The sequence below is a fragment of the Deinococcus betulae genome (genome assembly GCF_020166395.1).
GTDB classification, from domain to species: Bacteria; Deinococcota; Deinococci; order Deinococcales; family Deinococcaceae; genus Deinococcus; species Deinococcus betulae.
The window spans coordinates 1-11,668 of record NZ_JAIQXU010000052.1; the positions used below are offsets into that span (position 1 = coordinate 1).

Annotated in this window: 15 protein-coding genes and 2 pseudogenes; 7 read left to right on the plus strand and 10 right to left on the minus strand. The window is 60.3% G+C overall.

Going from position 1 to position 11,668, the window contains the following annotated elements:
- Positions 1 to 52 precede the first annotated feature (52 nt).
- The gene (locus tag K7W42_RS21970) at positions 53 to 1,417 is read left to right on the plus strand and encodes a sensor domain-containing diguanylate cyclase (protein ID WP_224577464.1); all 1,365 of its coding nucleotides are present in this window, start codon (positions 53 to 55) and stop codon (positions 1,415 to 1,417) included.
- Positions 1,414 to 1,578: a hypothetical protein gene (locus K7W42_RS21975; protein ID WP_224577465.1), complete on the plus strand. Its 165-nt coding sequence runs from the start codon at positions 1,414 to 1,416 to the stop codon at positions 1,576 to 1,578. Before K7W42_RS21970 ends, K7W42_RS21975 begins: the two co-directional genes overlap by 4 nt.
- A gap of 234 nt (positions 1,579 to 1,812) precedes the next feature.
- Here K7W42_RS21975 and K7W42_RS21980 read toward each other — a convergent pair.
- Positions 1,813 to 2,489 (minus strand): annotated as a pseudogene (locus K7W42_RS21980) (IS6 family transposase).
- Positions 2,490 to 2,591: 102 nt separating this feature from the next.
- Between K7W42_RS21980 and K7W42_RS21985 the strand changes: the two are divergent.
- Positions 2,592 to 3,203 carry a hypothetical protein gene (locus K7W42_RS21985; protein ID WP_224577466.1) on the plus strand — a complete coding sequence of 204 codons (612 nt, stop codon included), beginning with the start codon at positions 2,592 to 2,594 and terminating at the stop codon, positions 3,201 to 3,203.
- Positions 3,204 to 3,358: 155 nt separating this feature from the next.
- Here the strand turns inward: K7W42_RS21985 and K7W42_RS21990 are convergent, their stop codons facing one another.
- The 4 genes and pseudogenes from K7W42_RS21990 to K7W42_RS22005 form a co-directional block, all read right to left on the minus strand.
- Complete coding sequence (locus K7W42_RS21990) at positions 3,359 to 5,764, minus strand: COG1470 family protein (protein WP_224577467.1); 2,406 nt, start codon at positions 5,762 to 5,764, stop codon at positions 3,359 to 3,361.
- A gap of 683 nt (positions 5,765 to 6,447) precedes the next feature.
- A pseudogene (locus K7W42_RS21995) lies at positions 6,448 to 6,753 on the minus strand (transposase); the annotation flags it as partial.
- Between the two features lie 39 nt (positions 6,754 to 6,792).
- A complete protein-coding gene (locus K7W42_RS22000) occupies positions 6,793 to 7,107 on the minus strand; it encodes a hypothetical protein (RefSeq protein WP_224577470.1) in 315 nt (104 codons plus the stop codon).
- On the minus strand, positions 7,104 to 7,301 hold the full coding sequence (locus K7W42_RS22005; RefSeq protein WP_224577472.1) for a hypothetical protein: 198 nt from the start codon (positions 7,299 to 7,301) through the stop codon (positions 7,104 to 7,106). The genes K7W42_RS22000 and K7W42_RS22005 overlap by 4 nt, the downstream gene beginning before the upstream one ends.
- A gap of 129 nt (positions 7,302 to 7,430) precedes the next feature.
- Between K7W42_RS22005 and K7W42_RS23400 the strand changes: the two genes are divergently transcribed.
- Positions 7,431 to 7,754 (plus strand): helix-turn-helix domain-containing protein, encoded by a 324-nt coding sequence (locus tag K7W42_RS23400; protein ID WP_224577475.1) that lies wholly within the window; start codon positions 7,431 to 7,433, stop codon positions 7,752 to 7,754.
- Between the two features lie 21 nt (positions 7,755 to 7,775).
- Positions 7,776 to 8,363 carry an IS630 family transposase gene (locus K7W42_RS22015; protein ID WP_224577491.1) on the plus strand — a complete coding sequence of 196 codons (588 nt, stop codon included), beginning with the start codon at positions 7,776 to 7,778 and terminating at the stop codon, positions 8,361 to 8,363.
- Between the two features lie 9 nt (positions 8,364 to 8,372).
- Here K7W42_RS22015 and K7W42_RS22020 read toward each other — a convergent pair whose 3' ends face one another.
- From K7W42_RS22020 to K7W42_RS22035, 4 genes are all read right to left on the minus strand, one after another.
- On the minus strand, positions 8,373 to 8,567 hold the full coding sequence (locus K7W42_RS22020; RefSeq protein ID WP_224577477.1) for a hypothetical protein: 195 nt from the start codon (positions 8,565 to 8,567) through the stop codon (positions 8,373 to 8,375).
- A gap of 18 nt (positions 8,568 to 8,585) precedes the next feature.
- A complete protein-coding gene (locus tag K7W42_RS22025) occupies positions 8,586 to 8,921 on the minus strand; it encodes a hypothetical protein (RefSeq protein ID WP_224577479.1) in 336 nt (111 codons plus the stop codon).
- Positions 8,918 to 9,109, minus strand: coding sequence for a hypothetical protein (locus K7W42_RS22030; RefSeq protein ID WP_224577481.1), 192 nt, complete (start codon positions 9,107 to 9,109; stop codon positions 8,918 to 8,920). Before K7W42_RS22030 ends, K7W42_RS22025 begins: the two co-directional genes overlap by 4 nt.
- A gap of 92 nt (positions 9,110 to 9,201) precedes the next feature.
- Positions 9,202 to 9,519, minus strand: a complete 318-nt coding sequence (locus K7W42_RS22035; protein WP_224577483.1) for a hypothetical protein — start codon at positions 9,517 to 9,519, stop codon at positions 9,202 to 9,204.
- Between the two features lie 8 nt (positions 9,520 to 9,527).
- On the opposite strand from K7W42_RS22035, the gene K7W42_RS22040 reads away from it, so the two are divergent.
- Together K7W42_RS22040 and K7W42_RS22045 are read left to right on the plus strand one after the other, a co-directional pair.
- Positions 9,528 to 9,680, plus strand: a complete 153-nt coding sequence (locus tag K7W42_RS22040) for a hypothetical protein (RefSeq protein WP_224577485.1) — start codon at positions 9,528 to 9,530, stop codon at positions 9,678 to 9,680.
- Positions 9,681 to 10,308: 628 nt separating this feature from the next.
- Positions 10,309 to 11,463, plus strand: a complete 1,155-nt coding sequence (locus K7W42_RS22045; protein WP_224577487.1) for an acyltransferase family protein — start codon at positions 10,309 to 10,311, stop codon at positions 11,461 to 11,463.
- Between the two features lies 1 nt (position 11,464).
- On the opposite strand, the gene K7W42_RS22050 is transcribed toward K7W42_RS22045, so the two are convergent.
- Positions 11,465 to 11,668, minus strand: a 204-nt coding sequence (locus K7W42_RS22050; protein WP_224577489.1) for a hypothetical protein, incomplete at its 5' end; no start/stop codon positions are given.

Consider the following 11,668-nt stretch of genomic DNA (forward strand, 5'->3'; position numbering starts at 1 on the left):
AATGTTTGGTCCTGTACAGCTGCGGTCAGATTCCCCCCATATGGTGAAAGACATGACAGCTGCGCCCCTCCCCTCTGATGAGTACCGCCGGCTTCTGGACCTGGCCCGCTATCAGATTCTGGACACAGTGCCAGAAGAAGACTTTGACCGGATTACCCGGCTGGCGGCGCGGGTGCTCAATGTTCCGGTGGCGGTGCTGAACCTGGTTGACCAGCACCGCCAGTGGGGCAAGTCGGCGTTTGGACTAGGCGATACGACGGCGCCCCGCAAAGATTCGTTCTGTGCCTGGACCATTCTGGACGACTCGCCCCTGGTGGTGCCGGACGCCAGGACCGATCCCCGTTTTCAGCAGAACCCGATGGTTACGGGCGACCCGCACATCTATATGTACGCGGGGGCGCCTCTGATTACCCCCGCTGGGCACCGCATCGGCACGCTGTGTGTCACCGATGACCAGCCGCATCCTCTGGGCACGGCAGACCTTCAGGCCCTGCAAGACCTGGCCGTTCTGGCCATGAGGGTCCTGGAACTGCGCCGGCAATCGCTGGAAGCCCAGCAGGAGGCCGGCGCTCAGCGGCAGCAGGCCGCAGAACTGCGGCGCACCCTGGAGCAGGCGCGGATTCTGGAAGGTGTCAGCAGCCTGATGGACCTTGAGCTTGACCCCGATCAGGCCACTCTGACGGCCGCCGCCCTGATCAGCGAAGCCATTGAGGCCGATTACACGGCGCTGTTGACCTGGCAGGGGGAGGGCTTTGCAGTGCAGGTCGCCCACGCACCTTCTCTGCAATCGCCGGAGTTGCTGGCCTTAACGGACGAGCTGCCCAGCCTGAAAGGCGTGGTCCATACGCTGCGGGACCTGCAGCAGCCGGTCTACCTGAGTCAGTACGCGGCCCATCCTCAGGCCCACCCGCACATCGTGGCGGCTAGCGTCACGCAGGTGGCTTGGCTGCCGCTCGGTGACGAGGGCGACCAGCCCACGCTCCTGGTGGCTGCCCGGCTGCGGGGGCACGCCCTGGAGCATTGGCGTTCGGGTGACCGCACCCTGTTGGAAGCAGCGGGCCGAACCATCCGACACGCTTTGCAGCGGCACGCGGTGCTGGAGCAGGTGCAGCAGCAGGCGCGGCGGGACCCCCTGACTGGCCTGCTGAACCGCCGGGCTTTTGATGAGGAGTTGGCCGGGCATGTGGCCACGGGCGACCCGTTTACGCTGGCCCTGATTGACCTTGATGGTCTGAAGGCGGTCAATGACAGCGAGGGCCATGCCCAGGGCGATAAGCTGCTGCAAGTCTTTGGTCAGGCGCTGGACGCTGAATTGGATGAGGGTGCGGCGGCCTACCGGCTGGGGGGCGATAATTTGCTGTGTTGTTGCCGCAGTGCACGGAAGACGACCTGCTTGAACGCATCGACCTGGCCATGAGTGCTGCGCAGGCGGTCGCCGTACAGCGCACTGGTGCCAGTACTGGAGTCGTGCAGTCGGCTGAAGCGGGCCAGGTGCCGGCGCTGCTCGCTCTGGCCGATGAGCGTATGTATGCCGTCAAGCGCCGCCGTCAGCAGGCCGGGTCTGCGGCGGTGGAGTGAAAAGGGCTCTCCTTACTCTGGCGGGCCGCTTGGATGGGGAGGTGCCTGTCTACACGCTCCTATAGGCAAAAAGATGCAGCCCTGTTGAATGGTTTGCCTGGTGGCCTGACGGAGATTGGTACGCTTCCAGAACTCATGTGAGTCCCGCCTATACCAGAAGGGCATCTAACGGTTGTGGCAAGTTGTTGCCGTCGGGGCGATGAAAGAGCCTCGGTGAAACAGGTGGCCTGAAGTTCAGGCCACCTGTCTCGCGACGTCGCGCCAAAGCACGAAAGCCCGTTTTTGGTGGTAACGACGATGATGAGCGGGGCGAGCCGGATGGTGCAGATTCGTGATGCGAGTGTGCAGGTCAAGAAATCCCTGTGCTCGTCGCCCTGATCTGAATCCGCGTTGCTGGCGCTCTTGTCGTCGTGTGGAACGATGCGACTGCTCAACCAGATTGTTGCAGCGAGCCACGGAGACCACCTGGACGTGCTCCACACCGTGGAGTACCGGAAGTTCGCGAAGGGGTGCACCGTCACTCCACAGCTTGTCCGTGTGCACCGCGAGAGGCACACCATGTTCACCCAATAGCAAAGAATGACTTGGCCGCTTCAGTGTCTCGGCGTCGTTGCAATAAGACGTTCAGGACGACGCCGTGTTCGTCGACGGTCCGCCACAACCAGTGGGTGACGTCCCCGACGTCCACGTGCATCTCGTCGGGGTTCCCGGTGGCGCAGGCCCTGAGCGAACAGGTCGCTGAACTTGATGCACCAGGCGTGGATGGACTCACGGGTGACGTCAATTCCTCGTTCCAGCAGGAGTTGCTCGACTTCCCGATAACTCAGCGTGAAGCGGTGGTATAGCCAGACGGCGTACCCAATGACCTCAAGCGGGAATCGGTAGCCGAGAAGCTTCTGACCGTTGAACACCGTGTCACCCTACCCCAATAACTTGCCATAACCACCTGGACCAAGCCCAGTTGGGCGACTGTGATTGAGTTCGTGTGCATCGGGCCAGGTAGGGGCGGTGGTGTGAGTATCGCCACCTTCCCGGCTAGCATCGTCCCCGCGAGCGTTACGGTCACGGTAGGCGCTGGCCGGGCAAGAGCAGCGGCCGTCACGGCCAACAGCACCGCGGGCAACAATGGGAGCTCAGGCAGCGTCGCCAGTTCGTTCGAAGCCTTGCTGGTGGCGGCCCAGGGCGGCGGGGGTGGGGGAGGCAGCACCAGCAGCGTCGCCTCTGCGCCCGGTTCTGCCGCGCAGTGGCTTGGCGGAGTCGGTGAGGCAGCCACGAGTACCGCGAGCCTATCTACCCCTGTAGCGGTACAGGTCGCGGCGTCCGGTGGGGGCGCGGGGGGCGGGTTCATGATGGCCAACGGCACGCTGCCCGCCGCCCTGGGAGGGAGTTATCCTAGGGGCCACGGGCAATTTGGTAACGGCGGCGGCAGCATCTCTGGCACGCAGGGCACTAATGGGGGCAACGGCGCGAACGTCACGTCAGGTCTGCCCTTTGGCGCACCGGGCGGTAGCGGAGGGATGAGCAACAGTGCGGGAAACGCCGGCAGTGGTGGCAACGGCGGGTGGCCGGGTGGAGTTGGCGGGAACGGCGGCAACGACTACGTCATCGTGATTGCGTATCCCTAACCTATCGGACAACGTGCGACGAATCGCCCCCACCTTGTCTTCGGGCAGGTGAGGGCTTTGTGACTCAGATGGGTACACGATAGACAGAGATACCGCTCAGATATTAGGAGAGCTTCGGCTGTAAGGAAGTCTCAGATTTCAGTAAATCTGCGTCTTCAAGATTGGGAGAGTACTCGAAAAAGGTAAGGACCATTGTAACTGTCTATGGGCTGAGCTAAAATCTCCTCTTTCGCTGAGGATACCACTCCGGCATCATAAAGAATGGTCGTTCTTGTGGTGAGCAGGTTCCACCCTGGTTTCAGGTAGGCGCCGAGATCGGTTTTTGTGTTCCCGCAAGTGTACGATCCTGTAAGCGCTATGGGGACCTTTGTAAAAACCAGGGTATGGGAATCTCTATAAGTTCGACTTGGATCGATTCGAGTTTCCGGACCTATAAAAGCTATGTTGATAAAATATCTATAAAATTGTACAGAATCAAGATACGACGGAGTAGAAAGGTGACCAGAAACATATACCGGAGTATCTCTGCTAATATTATAATTATCTACATTGCATCTCAGCGAAAGAAGCCTCTCCTTCTCGAATGAGAAATACTTGGTGGCAAACTGATAAAGATCAGGGGCTAAACTTGCAGAAAAATTGAGATCTTTGGCGAGAACCCCTACTTTATATGAATCTGCGCCAATAGGTGTACGGAGATCAATGTCTTTGGCGGGAAGACTTTGCGTATTCTGAAGCTCGGCTTCGCCGGTAACTAGCAGCGTCGCCGAAAGCCGAGGATCGGGAGCATACTGAACTGTGACCACTTCGTCTTTCTGTATGAGTATTTCTATTGGTTGCGGTGTTGACATAAAATCAATATCCTGAGATTCAATTAGGACAGTCGTTCCCCCTGGCAATTCGCCTAAAGTTGTCTGAATGCTCAGTGTCCCAATGTAAATGTTTTCACCCGTATCTTTATTTTTCACGTTGATTTGTGCCGATGGCACACCGGCTAGACTTATTTGTAGGCTATAAGTTTGAGGTGCCTTTGGTTGAATGGTGAGCGGAATCGTCGTAGGGCCAATTGAACTCGAACGCGTATTGACAGACACACGAATGGTGGAGGTGGCCGTGTCAGCATTTGCGCTGACTTGCACAGGGATATTGACCTCAAGCGCGTTGCCCGGCGTGAGTGTCACTGTGGATGGGGTTGCGGTAACGCCAGTCGGCAGGTCAACCATGGTCACGGTCACTGAACCGCCAAAGCCATTGATGCTGGTCAAGCTGACCCGCACATTTCCTGCCTCACCCTGACGAATGGAGAGTGAGGGCTGGCTTGGGGGGACCACTACACCCACAGATGAAGGCCTCGCATTCATGGTGCCCTGGCCGCGTCCTACGATTTTGTTGTTGGCATCCTGAATATTGAGGTTGAAAGGGCCCGTCCGCTCGCCGCCGGTATACCGGAACGTCAGATTGGTGGTAACGCGCTGAGGGGCAAGGCCCAGCGTCCGCAGGTAGGAAGACAAGGACATCCCTGTGTTCTGAGCTGACAGGGCAGGGAGGTTGAGGGTAGTAGGCGCTATCGTCAACTCAGGCACATCGGTGCTCAGCTTGATATAACCATTGTAGCCGCCGTCCTGATAGAACGTGACCGGCACCGTTACGGTGTCGTTATTGGTGAAGCTGAGGGGCTCTTTGGGCAGCACGGCTTGAACACTAGCTTCATACAAGCCACCGCGCAGTTCCGTGCGAATGTTCGCCGTGCTATTGCTCAGGTTGTACCCCGAAGCGGTCGTGGTCAGCACCACAGCGTTCCATCCGGCTTGAAGTGTCGCGTCAATCGCAAACGTTCCACCAGAGGGTCCACAGTTGACCGTGCCTTTGATCGTGGCTGCAGAAGCGCTGTACAGACGGCCAATCACGCTATCGGCAGGGGCACCATTGGTCACTGCTTCGTAGATGTAGCCCAACAGGTCGCTCTGATTGCTCAACACATCCAATCCAGAGAAAAGTGCAGTGTTTGGATTGCCGCTGGCACTGCCTGTAAAGGTGCACCCCAAATCTGCAGGAGGGAGGAAGGTCCTGAGTTCAGCAGGCGCAGCTGACAGTGGAAGGGAGACAGCGCCGGCGGAACTCAGCGTGCCAATATTCTTGGTATCGAAGTCATTCGGGTTGGCAAGTACAACTGCGCCAGCGTAAGGAATACCCGTTACCGTACCCTCAACTTGGTTGTTCTTCACCTGGTTTCCAGGAATCACAACGGCTTTGTACTCGAGGGTGACCGTTTTGTTCGCGTCGAGTGTGATGGTCTGGGCGCTGGGGGCCATGTAACCATTCACCGTACCAGGCTCGATTTTCAGAATTGTCCCAGCGCTGATACCACTGAACGTCTTGCCGCTTGTCAGTGTGCCCTCATTGAGAATGGTGTTGGTCGAAAGATTGGTGACCTTGACAGGTGCGCTTATTACCCCTGTGAGCGCAAGGGACAGTGTGTATTCCGAAATAGGGGGGGTTGGGTCAGGGCAAGCAGTAAGAAGAACCGTTAAGCCGAGCATAGCGCTGGAAAGTTTCTTCATGACTTTATGAGTCTAATGATCGGCTCATGAGTTATATGGCTGTTTTAAGCGTCATAGGGCTTATCATCGGCGCTCCGCACTTTGGGATGATCTCTTACGCAGATGGGTGCTTGGCCCTGCCTGGTGGCACGGGCACGGCAGACATGCTCCGGCAGGCGCGGGCAGCAGTATTAACTGTGCTGGAGTGGTAGGGGAGAGGCCGACTCAAGGACTCACCTTGCACTCACAAAAAGCCAGTGGGTACATGGGTTGCTATACCCGCACCATCACCGACTTCATAGCGCCAAGTTAGAACGAGAAAAGCTCCGTCTAGGACGGAGCCTTCTTTGATGGTGGCGGTGAGGGGACTCGAACCCCTACGGTTTCCCGCTTGATTTTGAGTCGGCGCCCCCGCATCCACATCCATATTTGCCGTCTTAGCTCACTTTCTCATCCTCTGCCGTCCAGTTCTGTCCATCTTCATCCGCGCTGGTTACTGTACGGGTTGCTGTACGAATTGAAGTTCGTTCCGCCCGCAGGTCGTGGAACCGGATAGGGGAGACCTCGCACCCGTCCCGCAGCGCCTGCCAGTGGTAGTTGATGCGCCAAGGCATCAGCGGCTCCCCATTCAGGTCCGGGAACATCAGGTCATGGTCCGGCCAACTGTTCCCCTCAGCCAGCACAGCATCACGCTCCGCTTCCCACGCGCTTGGCGCCCCGTTCCTTCCCTTCTCCACGCGGGACAGAATCCGCAGATCATGCACCGCGCTCTGAAAGCACGCGGCCTCAAACCAGCGGTGTGCCTGTTGGCGCACCGTCTCCGCCGGTGGGAAGTCATGGGGCAAATACGCCCACTGCGCGCCAGTGCGCGCGACCCAAAGCAGGGCGTTCAGCACGTCTCGAATGGGATATTTCCGTTGCCTCGCGTCTTCGGGACTCAGCAGCAGATACGGGAGCAGAAAGAAATACGTGTCGTCATCGACGTCACTGGGGTACCCTCGGCGTGTCACCGACCCATTCTGCTCGTTGCGAAATCCCTACCGCGAACTTCAAACCTGTTCTTGGCAGCCTCTAGCCGCCCGAATGAGGATCTTCAAGTGTTCGTCAAAGTGATAATTGACCTTTCGCCTTAGAGCGAGCGGGCTCTTAACACTAGAGCCGAAGTAAAAAAGCAGGGCCTGCCGATTCGATACCGCGTAAATAAGCGGGGGAATGGCATCCTCACCACACTGCTGACCAATCTCTACAAACGTGGAACGAAATTTTCGTTCTGTTGCTTTGTAGCTGATGAGCCCTGTCCCGAGCAACTCAATGGTTGTATCACGTAGGTCTTCAGGTTTTTCCAAAAGATCCGACGTGATCACGGTAGTTTCTCAATCAGCGTGGCAGCTACTTGTTCGCGCAGGCCATCATCATCCCGCAGTTGGCGCCACTCCCAGGTGCCGCCCTCACGGGTCATCGTCGCCATCGGGCTCGAGCCGCGCGGCGCGTAGTGCAGGGTGCGCTCCTGTGAGGTCTGGGGATCACTGGGCAGCGGGAGGCCGACCTGAAAGGTCACGGCGGCAGCCTATCGTCTACCGGCACAAAAAAAGCCTCCACCCGCCCGAAGGCAAGGTGGGGCGATTCGTCGCAAGTTGGAGGGTAGCTCACAGCGGTTTCCAGAGGAGTTGAAGGAGTATGGTGATTTATGCGTGGGTACAGCCTTGACCTTCGACAGCGGATCGTATACGCCGTACGAGACGGCCTCACCCAGGCGGACGTCGCCCGACAATTTCAGGTCAGTCTCTCCACTGTGGAACGCTACTGGCGACTCCACCGACAGGAACAACCGCTTGCCCCACGACCCATTCCCGGCAGTCCACCACGTGTCCTTCCACCTGAGCAGCACGACGTGCTGCTCAGGCAACTGGAAGCGCACCCGGCTGGACCCTGGCTGAACACGTCACGGTGTGGCGTGCACAGCACGGGCCGCTATCGGTCACTACGCTCTGGCGGCGCATCCAACATCTGAAGTGGACGAGAAAAAAAGACGCTGCAAGCGGCGGAACGTGACCATGCTTGGCGCACCTTATTTGCACAGGACCTCTTGGAGGTCGACCCACACGAGCTGATCTATCTGGACGAGAGCGGATTTCACACCAGCATGACGCGAACGTTCGCCCGCTCACCGCGCGGTGAGCGAGCTTTCGGGACAGTGCCCCGGAATCGGGGCGCCAACCTGACGTTGTTGTGTGCCGTAACGATGCAAGGCCCCTGTGCCGCGTGGCTGGTGGATGGTGGGGTGAACGGGGATGTGTTTGTGACGTACGTCAATCGCATCCGGGTGCCAGAACTTCGGGCGGGGCAGGTCGTCGTGATGGATCACTTGGGTGCGCACCGCCGCGTGGCGGTGCGCACCTCGATTGAAGCGACAGGAGCGGCGCTGGTCTTTCTGCCGCCGTATTCACCGGATTTGAATCCGATCGAGCTGATGTTTTCGAAAGTGAAGGCAGAGACGAGACGGCTGGAAGCACGGACGAAAACGACAGTCAGTGAAGCGATCCGGGTAGCATTGGAGGCCGTGCGCCCGAAGGATTGTGCCGGCTGGTTTCAGCATTGCCTTTCCCCTCAATACTTCTGAAAACTGCTGTCAGTTCAGGCCCAGCGTCTTCTTGGCCAGCCCCAGTAGCCGGCGCCGGTCATTCAGGCCCCTAGCCCGTGAGTAGGCCCCGGCCATCAGGGCCGAGATGCCGTATTGCAGTAGCAGGTCTGGGTCATCCTCCAGGTCGTATCCGATCAGGGTGCCATAGGTCCGGTAGTTCGCCCGCCCGGTCAGCTGAATCATGCCCCGGCCTCGGTAATGCTACCCGTCGCCGCCGGCCGGCCTACCATTCCCCAGGCGCCCGGCATAGACCATGTTGCCTAGGGCCTCTGGGTTACCGGTACACCTCGCCGCGCTGGCTAGGGTCGAGAAGCGGTTCGTCCACACCTCGCACAGCCGCTTGGCGCTGTAGTTCAGGTTCTCGCTGACTGGCCGGAACCCGCTTTCATGGCCCAGCTGCGCCAGGATGTGGGCGGTTTGCAGAGCTGTGGTGATGCCGTACTGGGGCAGAGCCCAGGCCAGCTTCTCCGCCGCAGTCTCAGCGGCAGCTGGGGGTGGGTTTGGGCGCAGAGTACGTAATAGGGTGGGGATAATCATGCCCGCTCCTTGAGCAGCCGTGCCCGCAGGTACAGACTGACTACCAGGGCCAGCGTGGCCGTCCCACCACGCAGCACCTCGCTCAGCGGGTATTCGTCCCCCAGCACCAGGGTCCGCAACGCGGGCGCTGGATAGAACGCGGCCAGGATGTAATACAGCCCAGTTAAAACCACTGGAATCCAGCGCACCCGAGGGGCGGTATAGCGCTAAGTCAGCACGGCCGCTGAACCCAGCGCCGCCGCATACGTGAGGAGAAAGAGCGTACCCAACAGTGCAGCAATCATGTCAACCTCCCCCGCGCCAAGCGGAACAGTAGGGCGTGCAAAATCCAGGCATAGGCCGCAAATAGGCCGGTTCGAAAGCTGCTGGCCGGCGGAATGTCCTCCACGTCGTTGCGCAATACGCTCAGCACACTGGGCGCATCACTCAGCAGCAGGCCCACGTAGGCCAGGGCCACCAGGGCCAGGACCAGGGACAGCGTGAGGCCGCCCCCTTGCTGCTTGCGGAGCATGACGGCGCGCACGGTGACCGCGCCCACGCCGGCCAGATAGGTCAGCACAGCCAGGACACCCAGCAGGTCACTGAGATGGGGGGTCATCGCGGTCCTTGTCGCCTTTGCAGCGGGTACTGATGGCGGTGACCAAGCCGCCCAGTGTGGTGGACAGCACGCCCAGCAGGGCGGGCGTCGCTGACCGGCTTGCCGAGGGCACTGGTGGCCACGGCCACCAGCAGCGCCACCCCGACGAAAACAGTGAGTAAGAGTAAGGGGTCTCTCATGGCGTGACCTCACGGCTCACCTCCCTGTGGAGGGGCACGAGATAGGGTTTTCCACTCTGGGCAATCCAGAGCACGGTGCGGTAGCGGGGCTGGGCGGCCCAGGTGATGACGGGCCGGGTGGCCGAGAGGATTTCGGTGGGACCAGTGGCGCGGTTCCCAGACCGCCGTAGCCGCCCAGTTGGACGCGGGCCACACCGTCAGGGGGGCAGTCGCGGCTGAGAGCCACCGTGAGGCTCTGCAAGGCGCTGGCCCAGTTCAGTGGGCGGGCAGCAACTTCGACGCGACAGAGAGGCCCGCTGGGTGACGAAGGGACCGCCTGGGCCATGACCAGAAGAGCAAATAGCAGCAATCAGTGCATAGGCCTCCAGTGCCAGCAGAGAGAGCACCGCCCCCGTGCTGGCGGCCGGGGGCGGGATGGGGTGAAGTTGGAATCAGGGTGTAATGGGGAATAGAAGGTATGGATCAGAGCAAGCAGTTGTTGAGATACTTGGCGATTAGTTCGTGTCCAGCCGCTGTTGGATGCAATTGATCTCGAAGCATCATTCGGGGGATTGCATCTCCTTCCACAAGTCAGCGCCAGCATAAGCGCTCGCAAAACGTATGCTCAGGCATGCGTTATCCCCAGCTTGATGCCGTGCGCGGCCTCGCGGCCCTCGCCGTCGTACTTGGGCATGTCCTCTACGCCGGCTTGGGCTCCGGTGATTCAGGGACCGCGCGGGCTGCAGAGGCGATCTACAACAGCACGCATGAAACCCCCCTGCACGTGCTCTACGCCGGAAACGAGGCCGTGCTGATCTTCTTTGTGCTGAGCGGCTTCGTGCTCCACCTGATGGTCGCGAGAATGCAGGACTCAAGGCGCTGGGACTACCTGAAATACGCGGCCAAGCGAGTGGTGAGGCTCTGGCCCGCCTACGCTGCGGCGGTACTGATGTCCGCTCTCCTGAGCACCCTGACCAGCGCCACCCCCATCCACCAGAGCGGGGAGTGGATCAGGACGTTCTGGCGCGAGCCGGTGACCATCAGCATCCTCGCGCAGCACCTGGGCATGGTGGGCGTGTTCGACACCGACGCACTGGACTTCAGCATCTGGTCCCTAGTTCATGAAATGCGAATCAGCCTCCTCTTCCCCCTGATCTACTGGACGGTCACGCGCCTGCCTGCCCTCGTCAACCTGGGGCTGTACGGGGCTCTCAGCGCGGCAGTGGCGACCGTGTTCCTGGATCGCAGCGGAGCACCGAACCTCAGCGACCTATTGCTGACTCTGCATTACCTGCTGCCGTTCGCCCTGGGTGCCCTGATCGCTCAGCATCGCGAGCAGGCGACCCGCTGGCTGGAAGACAATCGGCCGGTGTGGTGGAGCATGCTGGCCCTGGCGCTGGTCTCTATTGCCTACGGAGGTGGGCTCCTCAGCGCAGAGCACACCAACGTGGTTACCCGCGACTACTGGGTGCTGCCCGGCGCCGCGCTGCTGGTGATGCTGGTCCTGGCTTCGCTCACAGCCGAGCGGATGCTGAGCGCCCGGCCGCTGCAATTCCTGGGGCGCATCTCCTACAGCCTTTACCTGATTCATCCTGTGGTTCTGCTAGGACTGCTGAACCTCGCGCAGCCGGCCCTGCCCCAGAGCGTGGTGCTGTTGCTGGTGCCGGTGGCGAGTGTCCTGGCAGCCTGGGGCCTGTACGTATTGCTGGAGCTCCCCAGCATTCAGGTGGCGGGGCGGATTGGGGGCGCCCGCGTGGAGGCGGGGCTGCCAGTCAGCGCCCCCTGATTCACGTGAGGCGCGTAACAGCCATCTGAGTGCCGCCCGGAGCGCTGCCCCACGTGCTGCCCAGCACGCGCCGCCCCCCACTGCTGTTCATCCACATCTCAACCCTGTCACCTGCGTTGAGCATTACGGTGGCCGCCGCCGCCCAGTCACCTACCCCCGCCGCACCCTGCGTGCCCTCATGAACTTTTTGCAACTCATTGCCACC